20 protein-coding genes are annotated in these 16,208 nt (G+C 64.7%); 8 read left to right on the top strand and 12 right to left on the bottom strand.

Translation table 11 applies throughout. From position 1 onward, the window contains the following. The first annotated feature begins 152 nt into the window (after positions 1 to 152). The gene (locus WFP44_RS00535; RefSeq protein WP_336924383.1) at positions 153 to 2,477 is read left to right on the top strand and encodes an EAL domain-containing protein; all 2,325 of its coding nucleotides are present in this window, start codon (positions 153 to 155) and stop codon (positions 2,475 to 2,477) included. Between the two features lie 173 nt (positions 2,478 to 2,650). On the opposite strand, the gene yihA is transcribed toward WFP44_RS00535, so the two are convergent. From yihA to WFP44_RS00505, 6 genes are all read right to left on the bottom strand, one after another. Beyond that, a complete protein-coding gene (yihA, locus tag WFP44_RS00530) occupies positions 2,651 to 3,304 on the bottom strand; it encodes a ribosome biogenesis GTP-binding protein YihA/YsxC (protein WP_336924382.1) in 654 nt (217 codons plus the stop codon). Between the two features lie 10 nt (positions 3,305 to 3,314). Then, positions 3,315 to 5,060, bottom strand: coding sequence for a membrane protein insertase YidC (yidC, locus tag WFP44_RS00525; RefSeq protein WP_336924381.1), 1,746 nt, complete (start codon positions 5,058 to 5,060; stop codon positions 3,315 to 3,317). A 39-nt stretch (positions 5,061 to 5,099) separates the two neighbouring features. After that, a complete protein-coding gene (yidD, locus tag WFP44_RS00520; RefSeq protein WP_336924380.1) occupies positions 5,100 to 5,309 on the bottom strand; it encodes a membrane protein insertion efficiency factor YidD in 210 nt (69 codons plus the stop codon). Continuing rightward, positions 5,306 to 5,686 (bottom strand): ribonuclease P protein component, encoded by a 381-nt coding sequence (gene rnpA, locus WFP44_RS00515; protein WP_336924379.1) that lies wholly within the window; start codon positions 5,684 to 5,686, stop codon positions 5,306 to 5,308. The genes yidD and rnpA overlap by 4 nt, the downstream gene beginning before the upstream one ends. Before the next feature lie 117 nt (positions 5,687 to 5,803). Beyond that, positions 5,804 to 5,938 (bottom strand): 50S ribosomal protein L34, encoded by a 135-nt coding sequence (rpmH, locus tag WFP44_RS00510; protein ID WP_130005632.1) that lies wholly within the window; start codon positions 5,936 to 5,938, stop codon positions 5,804 to 5,806. Positions 5,939 to 6,006: 68 nt separating this feature from the next. Beyond that, positions 6,007 to 6,768 (bottom strand): alpha/beta hydrolase, encoded by a 762-nt coding sequence (locus WFP44_RS00505; protein ID WP_336924378.1) that lies wholly within the window; start codon positions 6,766 to 6,768, stop codon positions 6,007 to 6,009. A 142-nt stretch (positions 6,769 to 6,910) separates the two neighbouring features. Between WFP44_RS00505 and WFP44_RS00500 the strand changes: the two genes are divergently transcribed. The 4 genes from WFP44_RS00500 to WFP44_RS00485 all read left to right on the top strand — a co-directional run bounded on the left by WFP44_RS00500 (position 6,911) and on the right by WFP44_RS00485 (position 10,239). Next, positions 6,911 to 8,407 carry a YifB family Mg chelatase-like AAA ATPase gene (locus WFP44_RS00500; protein ID WP_336924377.1) on the top strand — a complete coding sequence of 499 codons (1,497 nt, stop codon included), beginning with the start codon at positions 6,911 to 6,913 and terminating at the stop codon, positions 8,405 to 8,407. Positions 8,408 to 8,492: 85 nt separating this feature from the next. Beyond that, complete coding sequence (locus WFP44_RS00495; RefSeq protein ID WP_336924376.1) at positions 8,493 to 9,143, top strand: rhomboid family intramembrane serine protease; 651 nt, start codon at positions 8,493 to 8,495, stop codon at positions 9,141 to 9,143. After that, on the top strand, positions 9,136 to 9,630 hold the full coding sequence (locus tag WFP44_RS00490) for a GNAT family N-acetyltransferase (protein ID WP_336924375.1): 495 nt from the start codon (positions 9,136 to 9,138) through the stop codon (positions 9,628 to 9,630). The genes WFP44_RS00495 and WFP44_RS00490 overlap by 8 nt, the downstream gene beginning before the upstream one ends. Before the next feature lie 21 nt (positions 9,631 to 9,651). Beyond that, positions 9,652 to 10,239: a manganese efflux pump MntP gene (locus tag WFP44_RS00485; protein ID WP_336924374.1), complete on the top strand. Its 588-nt coding sequence runs from the start codon at positions 9,652 to 9,654 to the stop codon at positions 10,237 to 10,239. A gap of 21 nt (positions 10,240 to 10,260) precedes the next feature. Here the strand turns inward: WFP44_RS00485 and WFP44_RS00480 are convergent, their stop codons facing one another. Further along, positions 10,261 to 10,737, bottom strand: a complete 477-nt coding sequence (locus tag WFP44_RS00480) for a winged helix-turn-helix transcriptional regulator (RefSeq protein WP_336924373.1) — start codon at positions 10,735 to 10,737, stop codon at positions 10,261 to 10,263. Positions 10,738 to 10,883: 146 nt separating this feature from the next. Between WFP44_RS00480 and WFP44_RS00475 the strand changes: the two genes are divergently transcribed. Then, entirely contained in the window at positions 10,884 to 11,195 is a 312-nt protein-coding gene (locus WFP44_RS00475) for a DUF8200 family protein (protein ID WP_336924372.1), read from the top strand. A 90-nt stretch (positions 11,196 to 11,285) separates the two neighbouring features. Here the strand turns inward: WFP44_RS00475 and WFP44_RS00470 are convergent, their stop codons facing one another. The 3 genes from WFP44_RS00470 to galE form a co-directional block, all read right to left on the bottom strand. Then, a complete protein-coding gene (locus WFP44_RS00470; protein WP_336924371.1) occupies positions 11,286 to 11,903 on the bottom strand; it encodes an HAD family hydrolase in 618 nt (205 codons plus the stop codon). A 77-nt stretch (positions 11,904 to 11,980) separates the two neighbouring features. Next, positions 11,981 to 12,106 (bottom strand): type B 50S ribosomal protein L36, encoded by a 126-nt coding sequence (gene ykgO, locus WFP44_RS00465; RefSeq protein ID WP_336917792.1) that lies wholly within the window; start codon positions 12,104 to 12,106, stop codon positions 11,981 to 11,983. Between the two features lie 115 nt (positions 12,107 to 12,221). Then, on the bottom strand, positions 12,222 to 13,253 hold the full coding sequence (gene galE / locus WFP44_RS00460) for a UDP-glucose 4-epimerase GalE (protein WP_336924370.1): 1,032 nt from the start codon (positions 13,251 to 13,253) through the stop codon (positions 12,222 to 12,224). A 43-nt stretch (positions 13,254 to 13,296) separates the two neighbouring features. Between galE and WFP44_RS00455 the strand changes: the two genes are divergently transcribed. Together WFP44_RS00455 and WFP44_RS00450 are read left to right on the top strand one after the other, a co-directional pair. After that, complete coding sequence (locus WFP44_RS00455) at positions 13,297 to 13,911, top strand: hypothetical protein (protein WP_336924369.1); 615 nt, start codon at positions 13,297 to 13,299, stop codon at positions 13,909 to 13,911. Next, the gene (locus WFP44_RS00450; RefSeq protein ID WP_336924368.1) at positions 13,908 to 15,044 is read left to right on the top strand and encodes a M14 family metallopeptidase; all 1,137 of its coding nucleotides are present in this window, start codon (positions 13,908 to 13,910) and stop codon (positions 15,042 to 15,044) included. Before WFP44_RS00455 ends, WFP44_RS00450 begins: the two co-directional genes overlap by 4 nt. Here the strand turns inward: WFP44_RS00450 and WFP44_RS00445 are convergent. Both WFP44_RS00445 and WFP44_RS00440 read right to left on the bottom strand, forming a co-directional pair. After that, entirely contained in the window at positions 15,041 to 15,469 is a 429-nt protein-coding gene (locus tag WFP44_RS00445) for a cytidine deaminase (protein WP_336924367.1), read from the bottom strand. The two genes, WFP44_RS00450 and WFP44_RS00445, sit on opposite strands and share 4 nt — an antisense overlap. Then, positions 15,466 to 16,164 (bottom strand): glycoside hydrolase family 25 protein, encoded by a 699-nt coding sequence (locus tag WFP44_RS00440; protein WP_336924366.1) that lies wholly within the window; start codon positions 16,162 to 16,164, stop codon positions 15,466 to 15,468. Before WFP44_RS00440 ends, WFP44_RS00445 begins: the two co-directional genes overlap by 4 nt. Positions 16,165 to 16,208 lie beyond the last annotated feature (44 nt).

Raw genomic sequence — 16,208 nt, 5'->3', positions numbered from 1 at the left:
TCGAGCCTGAACGGCGAAGGTTAAGCCTGGGCAAAGGTTAACCGGTCACTCCACGCACAAGCCCGGTTAAGGGGTTTGTTTACCATCCAGCCCCTAGAAAAGCGCAACTCCGGCTACGCGAACCGGCAATAAGGGTAAACGCAAGGCACACCATGACCCCCGGCAGGGACCGCAACAGCGCCTCGGAGCGGATCCGCCATGCCTCCTGGGCAGGGATCATTGCGCTTGTGCTGGCGATGTCGACCCTGCTTCTTCCGCTCGATCAGCTCAACTGGACCATGCAGGCGCGCGTGGCGCAATTCGATGCGTCGGGCGACATCGCCTTTGTGGGTTCCACCGCTGATCTGGGCGATCCGGCCTATCCGAACCGGCGCACCGAACTTGCCAGCCTGCTCGACCGTCTGCGCGAAGCCGGGGTGGATCGGGTCTATGTTTCCACCCAGCTCGACGCACCATCGTCCCCCGCAGCCGACCGCCGGCTGAACGAGGCGCTGCGGGCGTATGAGGGACGGGCGTTTATCGTTGAATCGATGGTAAGCGGTATGGACGGGGATCGCGCGCTTGTTCCCCCGGCCTCTGCGATCGGTGCGGGCGTCCCCACGGTAGGAGCAGACCGCTGGCGCAATATGCTCGGCTTTTCTTGGGATATGCCTTATTCACTCGAAGGCAATGGATACCGTTTGCCCAGTGTGGCTGCGTCGCTTGCCGGCATCAGCAGGACACAGGGCGAGTTTCGCATAAACTACGGCTTCCGCCGCTCGTCCATACCCAGCTATCGCTTTTCCGAACTGGTCCAGGCAACCGGGCCCCTTGGTTCTCGCCGCGAACTTCCGGTTGAACTTGCCGGCAAGGACGTGGTTATCGGCAATGCCGACCCCAAAGACCGGCACGCTTTCAACATTCCCGGCGAAGTCGACGTTCCCGGTGCCTATGGCGACATCTACGCTGCCGAAACGCTGAAATCAGGCTTCCTCCAGAATATTGAAAGTCAGGTCGCGGCGCTTGTGGTGCTCGTCCTGCTAATGCTGATCGCCAAGATTTCCGTGGCCCGGTTTCGCTATGCTGCTTACACGGCACTTATATTCTCCCTGCCGGTGGCGCTGTATATCGCTGCCCTGCAAGGGATCATGATGAGCATCGTGGGCGGATTGGTTCTGCTGGCCCTCTTTGGCGCGATGCGGATATGGGCCAAGTGGCGCCGCAATTACCGCATGGTCGACAGCGACACGGGCCTGCCCACCTTTGCCGCTCTTGAAACCAACAAGGACACCGCCATCACGGTGCCAGCCATTATCGTGGCCCGCATCCACCGTTTCGAAGAAGTGCGCAAAACGCTGCCGACCGATCTCCATGCCCAGTATATCCTGCGCATCGTGACCCGGCTGAAAGCGGCGAAGAAGGACGCGACCATCTATCTGGGGCCAGGCCATTCGATTGCCTGGACGTTCCCCGAAAAGGAACCGGCGCTCATCCGCGAACATCTTGAGGGCCTGCGGGCCCTGTTCGCGTCTCCGCTTCAGGTTGGAAATACCCAGGTCGATGTCGGCATCACCTTCGGCGTCGACATCACGCCCAGCCCTGCGGTCAGCCGCCGCCTTGCAGCGGCTGTGGAAGCGGCCGAGCGCACGACCGAAACCTATGAACCGGTGGTGATTGCCGAACTGGCAAGCGACGAGGATCTGATCTGGAGCATTTCGCTGCAGGCCCGGATCGATGCCGCGCTGGCCAATGGCGAGATCTACACGATCTTCCAGCCCAAGGTGCTGGTGCAGACCGGCGAACTGGTAGGGGTGGAAGCGCTGGTCCGCTGGCGCGATCCGGTCAAGGGTCTGATCCCGCCCGATCACTTCATCCGCCAGTGCGAGAATGCCGGACGAATGAGCCATCTGACGCGCCATGTCCTGACGCAGGCCTGCCTTGCCGGCACACGGTTGGCGTCACAGGGGACCGCGCTCCCCGTTGCGGTGAATATCTCGGCCACGCTGGTGCATGAACGCGACATCGTGCGCATGGTGCAGGAGACACTCGCCGAAACCGGTTTTGACCCGCAATTGCTGACCCTGGAGATCACCGAGACCTATCGCATTTCGAATCACGAGCGCGCCGCCGAGATCCTTGGCGAACTGCGTGCGCTGGGCGCGAAGATTTCGATGGACGATTTCGGTGTGGGGGCAGCCAGCCTCGAAGCGCTGCTGCGCCTGCCCTTTACCGAAATCAAGGTGGATCGCCTGTTCACCTCGGCCATCAAGGACGATCCCAAGGCCGCCGCCATCCTGCGCAGCGTGCTGGCACTGGGCAGGGAAATGCGAATCATCGTGGTGGCCGAAGGGGTTGAAGACGAGGCTACTTTGGCGATTCTGCGCGAGATGGGCTGCGTGGTTGCGCAGGGCTTTGGCATATCCCGCCCCGTCACATTGGAGGAAATTGACCATTTCCAGCGCCTTGCACCGGAAATTCGACGCCAGAACATGGTTTAAACTTTACAAACAAACTTGGTTAATGCATTGCAAACCCGTCTAACAAAGGAGACGGGCAATGAGCCGTGGTTTCTGGGATTGGCTGTTCGGCGGCCGCTCTTAAGTTTTGAATTTTGGGCTTCTTGATAAGGGCGTCCTTCGGGGCGCCCTTTTCCATTGCGGCCAGGCGCGGCTCAGCTGCGGATGTCAGCCAGGATCGCGGCGCGCAGCTCTGCAATCCCCATGCCCTTTTCGGCAGAGGTGATGTGCAGATTGGGATGCGCGGCGGAATGCTTGCGCGCTTCCTCAGCCACCTTCTGCGCCACTGCGGCCAGCTCGCTCGCCTTCACCTTGTCCGCCTTGGTCAGCACCAGGCGATAGCCCACCGCCGCCTCGTCCAGCATCTTCATCATCTCGCGGTCAGTGTCCTTCAGCCCGTGGCGGCTGTCGACCAGCACCAGCGCGCGCTTCAAGGGCACCCGGCCGCGCAGGAAGGTGCGCACCATGTTGCGCCAGCGTTCCACCACTTTCACCGGCGCCTTGGCAAAGCCGTAGCCCGGCATATCCACCAGCCGGAACTGCGTCGGCTCGCCCACTTCGAAGAAGTTCAGCTCCTGCGTGCGGCCCGGCGTGACCGAGGCGCGGGCGATGGACTTGCGCCCCGTCACCGCGTTGATGAGCGAACTTTTGCCGACATTGGACCGGCCGGCAAAGGCGACTTCCGGGAAATCAGCATCGGGCAGGAATTGCAGCGAGGGAGCGGAGAGCAGGAACTCCACGCGGCCCGCAAACAGACGGCGCGCTTCTTCTGTCAGATCGGCGTCGTGCGGATCGTCACTCTCGCTCACAATCTCCGCCTCACGCCTTTTTGTCGCGTGTGGCGGCACGCTCGCGATCGGCGGCATCCTTTTCCGCCTGCGCTTTCAGCTGCGGATGCTTGGAATACAGATATTTCTGCTGCCCCAGCGTCAGGATGTTGGAGGTGATCCAGTAAAGCAGCAGGCCCGCGGCAAAAGGTGCCATCACGAACATCAGCACCCACGGCATGATCATGAAGATCTGCTGCTGCACCGGATCAATCGCGGCCGGGTTCAGCTTGAACTGCAACCACATGGTCAGGCCCAGAATCACCGCCAGAACGCCGATGCCGAGGAAACCCGGCGGATCAAACGGCAACAGGCCGAACAGGTTGAGGATCTTGGCCGGATCGGGCGCGGACAGATCCTTGATCCACAGATAGAACGGCTCGTGCCGCATCTCGATCGCCAGCAGCAACACCTTGTACAGCGCGAAGAAGATCGGGATTTGCAGGAAGATCGGCAGGCATCCGGCCAGCGGGTTGATCTTCTCGTCCTTGTACAGCTTGGCCATCTGCTGTTGCAGCTGCGGCTTGTCGTCCTTGTAGCGTTCCTGCAGCGCCTTCATCTTGGGTTGCACCGCGCGCATCGCGGCCATGCTGGCGAACTGCTTTTGCGCAATCGGGAACATGATCGCGCGCACGATGATCGTGAGGCAGATGATCGCGAGACCGAAATTGCCCACCAGATTGAACAGATGCGTCAGCAGCCACCACATCGGCCAGGCGATGAAACGGAACCAGCCCCAGTCGATTGCGAGGCCAAAGCGCGCCACGCCTTCGGCTTCATAGGCGCGCAGGACATTGCTTTCCTTGGCGCCGGCAAAAAGGCGGCTGGTGTATGTGACCATCTGCCCTTCGGGCACTGTCACCGTGTCATACAGCAGCACGGCGGCATAGCGGTCGCGCCCGGCTTCGGCAAAGCTTGCCTGCGTGGCAAGGCCGGGCTGCGGGATCAGCGCGCTCATCCAGTAGATGTCGGTAAAGCCCACCCAGTCCGGGCGGCCGGGGAGGTTCACCTGCCCGTTGTTTTCGGTGACTTCGCTGTAATCCCAATCGAAATTCACCGTGTTGTCGAGCGCGGCGATCGGCCCGGAATGGACGTTGAACGTGCTGCGATCGGCGCCCACGCTGGTGCGGTTGATAATGCCGCGCGGGCGCACCGCGATCGAACCGGTTGCCCGGTTGGTCAGCGTCTGCGTGACGGTGAGCATATAATGCTCGTCAATCGCGAAAGTCAGGCCGAAGATCTGCCCCTGCCCGTTGTCCCAGCTGAGCGAGACGGGCGTTTCCTGCGTCAGCCGGTCGCCGCTGGTCACGGTCCATTCGGTCTGCGCATCGGGCACTTTCACGCCCTGGCCCACCCAGTCAAAGCGGGCGAAATGCTGCCTTTGCGTGCCATGGGGGGCGAACAGACGAATGGGGCCGCTGTCACGCGCCACACTGGTGCGGTGCGTCTTGAGAACGATATCGTCCACCCGCGCGCCTACCGGATTGATCGAGCCGGCGATCTCTGGCGCGTCGATCGGTATGCGGCCGGCGCTGGCCAGCGCGGCATCGAGGTCGCGCACCAGATCGGGTGCATCGGCGGGGATCTGCTCGCCCGACGGCCCCTGCACGGTTTGCGTTGCCGTTTGCACGGGGGCTTCCACCTGCGGCGGGAAGAAACGGGTCATCACCAGATCCCATCCCAGGATCAAGGCAAGGCTCAGCACCACGGCGAGGATGATGTTACGCTGGTTCTGCAAGGTCTGTCTTTTCCGTCCGCTAGTGATCCATCCGAGCCGTCACGGCACCGGGTCGTAGCCATGCCCCCCCCAGGGGTGGCAGCGCAATAGACGCTTAACCGCCAGCCATCCACCCCTGATTGCACCATGCTTTTGCAGCGCCTCGATCGCATACTGGCTGCAACTGGGCTGATAGCGGCAGGTGGGCGGGAGGATGCGGCTGGGGCCAAGCTGCCAGAAGCGGGCGATGAGAATCAGGATCTGCTTCACCGGCGCACCTGTTGTCCGCGTGGGCGCGGGGATCGCGCCTTGTCACCCTTGCCTGCCGCTGCGTCGGCCAGCGCGTGGTGCAGTTCCAGCCGCAGCCGGGCAAAATCGCGCTCGACCCCGCCTTCGCGCCCGATCAATACGTGGTCGTGATCGGGCAGGCCTTCGGTGGGTAGCGCATCGCGCAGCAATTCGCGGAAACGGCGCTTCATCCGGTTGCGCACCACGGCGTTGCCGATCTTCTTGGTCACGGTGATGCCAAAGCGGATGCCGCGCCCGTCATTCGGGCGCGTCAACAGCACGAATCCGGGCCGCGCATTGCGCAAGCCCCGATTGGCGGCAAGGAAATCCGCCCGCCTTGTGAGAACACTGATCGTCACGCGGCCCCGGATACGAAAGAATCACGACAAAAGAAAACGGGCCGCACAGGGCGACCCGTTTGCATGATTGGCCAATGGCGCAGAATCACTTGCCCAAAGGGGCAAGCGACACGCGAATCAGGCGCAGAGCGTCTTGCGGCCGCGGCGACGACGGGCGCGCAGCACCTTGCGGCCACCCGGAGTAGCCTTGCGGGCGAAGAAGCCGTGACGGCGAGCACGCACAAGGTTGCTCGGCTGGAAAGTGCGCTTCATGGGTCGGTTCCCTTAAATCCAAAACAAATCGGGCCGCCGGCACGGGCGACCATCACAGACGGGCGCGATTAGTTGAGAGCCATCTCCAAGTCAAGCCGGACAGGCTCGGCCAGCGGGACATCGGCATAGGCGAGGCGCGGCGCTTCTGCCACAGATTGCGCAGGCATTCCGATCCAGCCGCGCATTTCCACCCCGTCCAGCCACAGTGCGGTTTCGAACGGCACCGAATTGGTCATCGCATAGAAGCGCGCGGCATCTTCGGCGGCCATCCCCATTTCGCGGTAATAGGCAAGATACTTCTGGTGTTCCGGCGAATCGGGTGCGTAATCCCATGCGCCCAGCCCCCGATCATCGAGCCATGCATGAACGGCAAATTCGGCCCCGTCGGCAATCTGACGCGTGGCTCCGGCCAGAAACAGTTCCACCGCGCCCGACCGCACCGATCCGCCTTCAGGCACCACGGCAGCGATCCCGCGTGCGCGGATCATCCGGCCCAGCGCCAGATTTGCCCGGTCATCATGCGTGCCGGGACATTCAATGAAGTCCAGCGTGACAATCCCCGGATAGGCCGCCATCATCGCGGCAAACTGCGCAGGGCTGTTCTCGTCAGTAATGCCGACCAGTGCGGCCCGGCTCTCGCTCACGACGCGGAAAGGGCCGAAGGCAGCCAACGCGCCTTGCTCCACCATCGCCAATTGCGGCGAGACAAAGCGGGATGCAGCGACATCCACCCAACTCTCGACCACCTCCTCATACACATAGGTTTGCGCCACCGCAGGGGCGGGCACACCCAGACCGAAGGCGGCAAGCAGGAGGACAAGGCAGCGCATGAAACCACGAGTGCGCCCGCGCCCCTTCGCAAGCGTAAACAAACGCGGTTTTTGCGCGATTTACCATGCTTGCTGCGCGACATGGGCGCTCGACATCACCTCTGGCCGCGCTATCAGGCAGGTGAGTTCAGGAGAATTGGCTTTGATCGCGCTTGTCAGAACGGTTGCCTATCTGGGCCTCGACGCGCGGGAGGTGGAAGTGCAGTGCCAGGTGGCCGCCGGGATGCCGCGCTTTGCCATCGTTGGCCTTCCCGACAAGGCGGTGGGCGAAAGCCGCGAGCGGGTGCAGGCCGCGCTTGCCGCAATGGGGCTGGCGCTGCCGCCCAAGCGGATCACGATCAACCTGTCGCCTGCTGATCTGCCCAAGGAAGGCAGCCATTACGACCTGCCGATTGCGCTGGCGCTGCTGGCGGCGATGGGCGTGGCCGATGCCGAACAGCTCGCGGATTTTCTGGCCGTGGGCGAACTGGCGCTGGACGGGCGCATTGTCGCCTCGCCCGGTGTGCTGCTCGCCGCCATGCACGCCGCAGAAGCCGAACTCGGCCTGATCTGCCCCGCCGCGCAAGGGGCGGAGGCGCGCTGGGCCAGCGGCGTGCCGGTGCTGGCCGCGCCCGATCTTGTCAGCCTGCTGGGCCATCTGAAAGGCACATCGCGCCTGCCCGATCCGGCCCCTGGCGAAGTGGAGGAGGCGGGCTTCGGCCCCGATCTCAAGCAGGTCAAAGGGCAGGAGGTCGCCAAACGCGCATTGGAAATCGCGGCGGCGGGCGGACACAATCTGCTGATGGTGGGGCCGCCGGGTGCGGGCAAAAGCCTGCTGGCAAGCTGCCTTCCCGGCATTCTCCCCCCGCTAAGCCCCGCCGAAGCGCTGGAAGTGAGCATGGTGGCAAGCGTTGCCGGCACGCTGGAAGGCGGGCGGATCAGCCGCACCCGCCCCTTCCGCGCGCCGCACCATTCGGCCAGCATGGCCGCGCTGACCGGCGGCGGCCTGCGGGTGCGGCCGGGCGAGGTGAGCCTGGCGCATCTGGGCGTGCTGTTCCTTGATGAACTTCCCGAATTTCAGCGCGCCGTTCTCGATTCGCTGCGCCAGCCGCTGGAGACAGGGCGCGTCGATGTGGCGCGGGCCAATGCGCACGTCTCCTTCCCCGCGCGGGTGCAGATGGTGGCGGCGATGAATCCGTGCCGCTGCGGCCATCTGGGCGATGCGGCGCTGGCCTGCAGCCGCGCGCCCAAATGCGCCGCCGATTACCAGATGCGCGTGTCCGGCCCGATGCTCGACCGGATTGATCTTCATGTCGAGGTCGATCCCGTCTCCGCCGTCGATCTGGCGCTGCCTCCGCCCGCCGAGGGCAGCGCCGAGGTGGCGGCCCGCGTGGCTGCTGCCCGTGCGCGGCAAACGGCGCGCGGTATCCGCTCCAATGCCGAACTGGAAGGCGAAGCGCTGGAAGCTTACGCAACACCAGACGAGGCAGGCCGTGCCTTGCTGATGCAGGCCAGCGCGGCAATGCGCCTGTCCGCCCGGTCCTACACGCGGATGCTGCGCGTGGCGCGCACCATTGCCGATCTGGCGGGGAGCGAGGCGGTGACGCGGCTGCACGTGGCCGAGGCGCTGAGCTACCGCAGGCAGGCGCCACGTGCCTGACGATCCGCACTACACATCAGAACGGCCCTCCGAACGCCCGACTGTCTCGGTCCCGCGCGCAGGCAAGCGGATTGGCCCACCCCGCATGAATCTGCCGCGCCGCCTCCACGCGCCGGGGTTTGTGCTGTTGGCGCTAATCTGGGCGGCGTGGCTGTGGCATCTGCCGCAGGGCGGCGATATGCGCGAATGGGGCATTTCCGCGCAGGCGCTGGCACATGGGCGCTGGGATACCTTGCTGCTGCATATGTTTGCGCACGCCAATATCCTGCATATCGGGATGAACAGCGCGGTGCTGGCAGGCTTTGCCCCGCTGCTGGTGCTGACAATGGGCGGGCGCGACGTGGTGACCGGCGGGCCGCTGGGGGCTGCGGCCTTGCGCTTTTATGCCTTTTACCTGTTGGCGGGGCTGGCGGGCGCGCTGCTGTATGTGGCCATCAATCCGGGCGGCGTGATACCGGCGGTGGGCGCATCGGGGGCGATTTCGGGGATGATCGGCTTCATGTCCCGGCTCGATGGGAACGGCTCGCTCCTGCCCGTCACCAGCCGGGCGCTGGCGCGGCGCATCTGGGATTTCGTGAAGGCCAACCTGATCCTGATCGCCATTTTCGCCATCCCCTTTTTCCTCGGCGGAACGGGGATGCTGATCGCGTGGGAGGGGCATCTGGGCGGCTTTCTATTCGGCCTCCTGTTTGCCGGCTTCTTCCTGCCGCCAGGCCATGCTCCGCGCCATGGCTGAGTTGACAATCCGCCTAGCCTGTCTGCCGCAGGACGAGGACGCCTTGTGGGCAATATTGGAACCGGTGGTGCGCGAAGGGCGCACCTATCCGGTTGACCCCGCAGCTTCGCGCGCCGATGTCCTCGCCTATTGGTTCGCGCCGGACAAGACGGTGTTCGTGGCCGAAGTGGATGGCCGCATGGCCGGCACCTATTATCTTAAAGCCAATTCGACCGGCCCCGCCGATCATGTCGCCAATGCCGGATATATGGTGCACCCCGATGCGCGCGGGCGCGGGCTGGCGCGGGCCATGGCGTTGGACAGCTTTGCGCGGGCCAGGGCGATGGGTTTTGCCGCAATGCAGTTCAATCTGGTGGTCGCCACCAACCATGCGGCGGTGCATCTGTGGCAGGATGTGGGGATGCAGGTCGTGGGCCGCCTGCCCGGCGCGTTCCGCCTGCCGAACGGCGAAATGGCCGATGCATTGGTGATGTATCGCAATCTGTAAAAGCTGCTAAGGGCCGCGCCCATGTTGCCGCTGTTCCTTCTTGCGCTGGCGCTGTCCGCCGATGCCTTTGCCGTTTCGATCGCGCGCGGAGCGGCCGGGCCGCACAATCTCGTGCGCGCGCTGGAAACGGGTCTCGCCTTTGGCGCGGCGCAGGGGATCATGCCGCTTGCCGGATGGGCGCTGGGCGCGCTGTTCATGGCCTATATCGCGGCGGTCGATCACTGGATCGCCTTTGCCCTGCTCACCTTTCTGGGGGTGCGGATGCTGTTTGCCGCTTTCCGCGAGGACGGGGACGAGGAAGGGGACGAGAACGGGGCGTTCTCGGACGGCGGAGCGGAGCGGCGCAACCATCTGGTTGTTCTGCTTGTCGCCGCCTTTGCGACCAGTATCGACGCTGCCGCTGCCGGGCTGACGCTGGATCTGTTCGGCCTGCCGGTGTGGCTGTCCTGCGCGGTGATTGCTTGCGTGACCGCAGCGGTCTGTGTGCCTGCCTACTGGTTCGCGTCGCGCATTGGCGGCCGCTTCGGCCATCTGGCAGAGGGTGCGGGCGGTGTGGTGCTGGTAGGGCTGGGCGCGAAAATCCTGATCGAGCATATGGCCTGGGCGTAAGCGGCTCGCACGCGGCTGCGTTTAACAGCAGCCGCCCCGTGCCTTGCCCACATCCTCGCGCCGCGCCCAGGCCAGATCGTGCCATCCCAGTTCGCGCCCGTCCGCGGCACGGATGGCGATGGGGGCCACCGGTTGGCCGTTCTGGGCATCCACCAATACAAGATCGGATGCAATGTTGCGGTGCTTCTCGCCCCATTGGCGCAGCGCCAGCATGGCGGGCAGCAGGTCTATGCCCTTTTCGGTCAGGCGGTATTCGATCTTGCGCTTGTCCGCGGCGCAGGGCTCCCGGCTCAGCACGCCGTGCTCGACCAGCCGCGACAGGCGGTTGGACAGGATATTGCGGGCAATGCCCAGTTCGCTGGAAAACTCCTCGAAATGGATGAAGCCGTTGAAGGCGGCGCGCAGGATCAGGAACGACCAGCGTTCGCCCATGACTTCCAGCGCCTGCGGCAGGCCGCAATCGCTGATATCCCGCAACTCTTCGCGCAGTTCACCCATGCATCCGTCCCACTTGCTCTCGCCTTCCTACAGCCATCTGCGGCAATGCCAAAAATATTCGCATTTCCAGTTGCGTTTCAAAACCTGTCAAATTAAGTAGCCATTCGAAACCAGTTTTTCAACGCAACTTGACAGGAGAGTCCCCCATGTCCCCCCTCCCCCGTATCGCGGCATTTTCGGCGCTGGCCATTGGCGCGGCGCTGGCACCGGCTTCAATTGCAGCGCAGGCGCCCGCGCGCATCTATGTGGCCGAACTGGCCAGCCCGGCCGCATCGGCAAATGTGGTGGCCGGCGGGCTTGTCTGGCGTTGCGAGGGCACGCGCTGCACCGCGCCGGTCAACGGCACCCGCGCGCTGCGCGCCTGCCGCGAGGTGAACCGCAAGATGGGCCAGATCGTGCGTTTCGAAGCAGAAGGCGCACCGCTGGCCGAAGCCGATCTGGCGCGCTGCAACGGGTGACCGCTATCCCGCTCTCTCCATCCGCCACCCCATCACGGCGGATTCCCTGGCCCTGGCGACACACTCGCCGGGGCCTTTTCTTGTCGCCTTTCAGCCCAGCAGGCCGTGGGCGCGCAATTCCGCCTCAAGCGGGTCGGCATGGGTAAAAACATGGCCGTGCCAACCGCGCGCGCGGGCGGCGGCAATATTGTCCACCCGGTCATCCACGAACAGCAGCGTCGCCGGGTCAATACCGCAGCGCTGCTCCAGCACGGCATAGATGCCCGGATCGGGCTTGGCGCATTTCTCCTCACCCGAAATGACGAGCTGCGCGAAATGGTCGAACACGCGTGCCGTGGGGCGGAACATCGCCCAGAACTCGGCGCCGAAATTGGACAGCGCGAATTGCGGCACGCCGCGCGCCGCCAGTTGCTCGACCAGCGCGTGTGTGCCGTCCACCGCATAGGGAAGCGTTTCGACGAAACGGGTGGCGTAGGCGTCGATCAGCGCGGCGTGTTCGGGAAAGCGGCCCTTCAATTCCGGCACCATTTCCGCCAGCGGGCGGCCCGCATCGCTTTGGAAATGCCATTCTTCCGTCACCACATGGGTCACGAACCATTCCAGCTCTGCCGGATCGGGAATCAGCTTGGCAAACAGGTGCCGCAGATCCCAGTGATAGAGGACGCGGCCCACATCCCACACCACAGCGACCGGGCGCAGTTCAGGCATGGAAAAAGCCCCCGTGGTGGCGGGGGCTTTTCGAAAGACCGGCCCCGCGATGGATTCGCAGGCCTGTCATCGCCAGATCAGCCCTGGCGGGCCTTGAAGCGGCGGTTGGTCTTGTTGATCACATAGACCCGGCCGCGGCGACGGATCAGGCGGTTGTCGCGGTGACGATCCTTGAGCGACTTGAGGCTGTTGACGATCTTCATGGGTTCAGTTCCTGAAAAACAAGCGGCACCGGAAGAAGCTTCCGATGCCGGATATCTGGGCGCCCGGTTACGCAAGCACCCTTCGAAAGTCAAGCGAGCAAAGGCGGCGCTTCGCTCACGCCGCGTCGCGCTGCTGCTCCCGGTCTCGGGCACGCAGATCGCCCAGCTTCTCCTCCCATGCAAGGGCATGGGCCACGATCACATCCAGATCGGCAAAGCGCGGCACCCACGGCAGCGTGGCCTTGATGCGCGAGGGGTCGGACACCAGCGAATCGGGATCGCCCGCGCGGCGCGGCTGCATGGAGCGCGTGAGCTTTCCGCCCGTCACCCGGTCCACCGCGTCGAGCACTTCGAGCACCGAGAACCCCCGGCCATAGCCGCAGTTCATTGTCAGCGAACGCTCGGGCTGCTCCAGCAGCGCATCGAGCGCCAGCACGTGTGCGGCGGCCAGATCGCTGACATGGATGTAATCGCGCACCCCCGTGCCATCGGGCGTGGCGTAATCGGTTCCGAACACCGCCACGCCGTCACGCTTCCCCAGCGCGGCCTCGACCGCCACCTTGATCAGATGCGTGGCCCCGGCCGTGGATTGTCCGCTGCGCCCCGCAGGGTCCGCGCCCGCCACGTTGAAGTAGCGCAGCGCGCAGTAATTGAAGGCGTGCGCGGCGGCGGTATCGGCCAGCATCTGTTCGGTCATCAGCTTGGACCAGCCATAGGGGTTGATCGGCTGTTTGGGCACATCTTCATGCACCGGCGAGGTGGCGGGAATCCCGTAAGTCGCCGCCGTGCTGGAAAAGATCATGTGGCGCACGCCTGCCTTCACCACCGCCTCGATCAGCACGCGGCTCTTGGCCGTGTTGTTGTGGTAATATTTCAGCGGGTTCTCTACCGATTCGGGCACGATGATGGATCCTGCAAAATGCATCACCGCGCCGATTTTCTGTTCGGCAAAAATGCGCGCCAGCAGATCGGCATCCGCAATGTCCCCTTGGTAGAACGCAACGCCTTGCGGTATGGCGAAGCGGAACCCGGTGGAGAGGTTATCGATTACCGCGACAGGCGTGCCGCGGTCGCGCAGCGCCAGCACCGCGTGGCTGCCGATATAGCCGGCCCCGCCGGTGACGAGGACAGGAAGGTTCGTGCTCATGGGGCAGAGCACTATCAACAAGATGCAAAGCAAGGATTAACCCGTGAGACACGCAAACACCGCCGCCCTTATCCGCATCGGCATTGCCGCAATTGCCGCCCTGGCGCTCAGCGCCTGTGCCGCCCGCCCCTGGGCCTCCCCGGTGGAAGTCACGCGCTTTGTCGGCACGGCGCCGGCCGAACTTGGCCGCGGCACGATCAGCATTGAACCGGCATCCGGGTTCGATCCGCAATCGCTCGAATTTGGCCTGTTCCGCACCCAGCTTGCCGCCGAGCTGGAGCAATTGGGCTACCGCGTGGTGGCGCAGGGCGGCACGCAGGTGGCGATCCTCTCGCTCAGCCAGAATGTCGCGCAGCCTTTGCAACGGCGCGGCCCGGTCAGCGTGGGTGGCGGGGCGAGCACCGGCTCGTATGGCTCGGGCGTGGGGCTTGGCGTGGGGATCGACCTGTCCGGCCCCAAGCCGGACGAGGTGAGCACGCTGGTTTCTGTTGCCATCCGCCCCGCTGCGGGCGGAGCAAACCTGTGGGAAGGCCGCGCCAGTTTTACCGCCACCGCCAACAGCCCGCTGGCCGACCCCGCCGCTGCCGCCGCACGCGCGATCGACGCGCTGTTCACCGGATTTCCCGGCAATTCGGGCGAAACGGTGACCGTGCAGTGAGTGACATCGCCATCAACGCCGCTTTCGATTCGGGCAATATCGCGGTGCAGGACATTTCCGGCACCGCCGCGCGCCTTTCCATCCGGCGCGACAGCAACAGCGACTTTTTCCAGTGGTTCCATTTCCGGGTCAGCAATTGCGCCGGGCGAATGCTGGAACTGAAGATCACCGGGCTTGCCGCGTCCGCCTATCCCGAAGGCTGGCCCGGTTACCGCGCCTGCGTATCCGAAGACCGCAGCCTTTGGGGCCGCGCCGACACCTCATACGACAAAGCGGAGGACGGCGGCACGCTGACCATCCGCTATCAACCGGCGGGCGATCTGGCGTGGTTTGCCTATTTCGCGCCCTTTTCGTGGGAGATGCATCAGGATCTGGTGGCCGAAGCGGCACTGTGCGAAGGCGTCAGCCACCGCGTGCTGGGCCTGTCGCTTGACGGGCGGACGATCGATTGCCTCGAAATGGGCGAAGGCCAGACGCAGGTCTGGCTCTATGCCCGGCAGCATCCGGGTGAAAGCATGGCCGAATGGTGGATGCAGGGCGCGCTCGATATGCTCTGCAATGCCTCTGATCCGGTGGCGCGCCGCCTGCGCCAGCTCTGCCGCTTTCACATTGTGCCCAATTGCAACCCCGATGGGTCGGTGCGCGGCAATCTGCGCACCAATGCCGCCGGGGTAAACCTCAACCGCGAATGGGCCAGCCCCAGCGCGGAACGTTCACCCGAAGTGCTGGCGATCCGCGAGGCGATGGACGCGACCGGGGTGGATTTCGCCATGGATGTCCACGGGGATGAGGCGATTGCCGCCAATTTCCTCGCCGGGTTCGAAGGCATTCCTTCATGGACTGACGCGCAGGGCGCAGCCTACGCCCGCTACCGCGCCATCCTGGAGAGGCGCACCCCCGATTTTCAGACAAAGCTCGGCTATCCCACAGCCGCGCCGGGCAAGGCGAACCTGACGATGAGCACCAACCAGCTCGCTGAGCGCTTCGGTGCCGTGGCAATGACGCTGGAAATGCCGTTCAAGGATCACGCCCCGCTGCCTGATCCCGAACAGGGATGGAGCCCGGAGAGGTGCGAGGCGCTGGGCCGCGATTGTCTGGGCGCGCTGCTTGAATGGCTGGAGGAGCGGGCCTAGCCCTCGCCCTCTTTTCCGGAAAGCGCATCCGGCCCGAAGGCATCGGGCAGCAGGTGCGACAGCCGCCATTGCCGCGTGCCACCTTCGCCAGCGCCGATCACCAGCGGATCGGCGCGGTCGAGCGCAGCCAGTTCGTTCAGCACCTGCCGGCAGCGGCCGCACGGGCTGATCGTATCGGCATCAGGCGAGGTCACCGCCACGGCGACAAGCCCGCCGCGCCGCCCCTCGCTCAGCGCGCGTGCCACCGCGACCGTTTCGGCACACAGCGACAGGCCATAGCTGGCGTTCTCCACATTCGCGCCGGTCACCACCGCGCCATCGGCAAACAGCAGCGCCGCGCCCACGCGAAAGCGCGAATAGGGCGCATGGGCCGTTTCCGCCGCGCGCTGCGCCTGCTGCACAAGATCGGCGTAATCTTCCCTCATGGCTGCACCACCACCCAGCGCAGCGGCCCCGCGCTCGCTTCGGTCCACAGGCGCGGATTGGCCGTCCACAGCGTGAAGGGCCGCCCCGCATAATCGGGCGGCAGGAAAGCACGCTCCAGCCACAGATTACGTTCGATCTGGCTGGCAATCGGATGCGCCTGCTGAAACCCTTCGGACAGCATCAGCACGGCGCGCTGGCCGGTATGCGCCTCAACCTGGTTGAGGAATGTCGTCAGCTCGCTTTCCACCCCGGCTTCCACGGCCGGATCGTCGCAACTGCGCGCGGGCTTGTCGAGCGCGATGGCCGGCGGCAGCATTCGGCCATCGCGCGGCACCACGGTCACGAAATTGGCGGCCTGCCGCTCGGCCGGAACGCAGGGGTCGTAATGGTGCACCACCCCAAACGGCAATGCGCCCGCCATCAGGCTGCGCAGATTGGCCGACAGCATTGCATCGCGTGCCTCGGCTCCGCGGCTCGCCTCGATATAGGCGAAATTGGCGCCCACCGCCGCCAGCGAGGCAAAATCCACCGGCCCATCACCTGCGCCCACCAGCACGCCCTGCGTGGGAAAGTCATTGCGCGAAGGCGTCCAGTGCTGCGCCTGCCACCACAGCCAGATGCCGCCGCCGGCCAGAACCAGCAGCACCATGGCGGCAAGGCGCCAGCGCCAGGGGAATACCCTTTTCCTGCCCATATCTCTTGTAAGACCTGCGCCCTTCCCGCCCGCGCGCCCACCCG

This window comes from Alteraurantiacibacter palmitatis (assembly GCF_037154115.1).
GTDB classification, from domain to species: domain Bacteria; phylum Pseudomonadota; class Alphaproteobacteria; order Sphingomonadales; family Sphingomonadaceae; genus Alteraurantiacibacter; species Alteraurantiacibacter palmitatis.
This window is presented reverse-complemented; position numbering and strand designations above follow the sequence as displayed.

Coding starts and splice junctions, on each gene's coding strand:
- WFP44_RS00535 (WP_336924383.1), top strand. CDS start 153: ATGACCCCCGGCAGGGACCGCAACAGCGCCTCGGAGCGGATCCGCCAT.
- rpmH (WP_130005632.1), bottom strand. CDS start 5,938: ATGAAGCGCACTTTCCAGCCGAGCAACCTTGTGCGTGCTCGCCGTCAC.
- WFP44_RS00505 (WP_336924378.1), bottom strand. CDS start 6,768: ATGCGCTGCCTTGTCCTCCTGCTTGCCGCCTTCGGTCTGGGTGTGCCC.
- WFP44_RS00495 (WP_336924376.1), top strand. CDS start 8,493: ATGAATCTGCCGCGCCGCCTCCACGCGCCGGGGTTTGTGCTGTTGGCG.
- WFP44_RS00490 (WP_336924375.1), top strand. CDS start 9,136: ATGGCTGAGTTGACAATCCGCCTAGCCTGTCTGCCGCAGGACGAGGAC.
- WFP44_RS00485 (WP_336924374.1), top strand. CDS start 9,652: ATGTTGCCGCTGTTCCTTCTTGCGCTGGCGCTGTCCGCCGATGCCTTT.
- WFP44_RS00480 (WP_336924373.1), bottom strand. CDS start 10,737: ATGGGTGAACTGCGCGAAGAGTTGCGGGATATCAGCGATTGCGGCCTG.
- WFP44_RS00475 (WP_336924372.1), top strand. CDS start 10,884: ATGTCCCCCCTCCCCCGTATCGCGGCATTTTCGGCGCTGGCCATTGGC.
- WFP44_RS00470 (WP_336924371.1), bottom strand. CDS start 11,903: ATGCCTGAACTGCGCCCGGTCGCTGTGGTGTGGGATGTGGGCCGCGTC.
- ykgO (WP_336917792.1), bottom strand. CDS start 12,106: ATGAAGATCGTCAACAGCCTCAAGTCGCTCAAGGATCGTCACCGCGAC.
- galE (WP_336924370.1), bottom strand. CDS start 13,253: ATGAGCACGAACCTTCCTGTCCTCGTCACCGGCGGGGCCGGCTATATC.
- WFP44_RS00445 (WP_336924367.1), bottom strand. CDS start 15,469: ATGAGGGAAGATTACGCCGATCTTGTGCAGCAGGCGCAGCGCGCGGCG.
- WFP44_RS00440 (WP_336924366.1), bottom strand. CDS start 16,164: ATGGGCAGGAAAAGGGTATTCCCCTGGCGCTGGCGCCTTGCCGCCATG.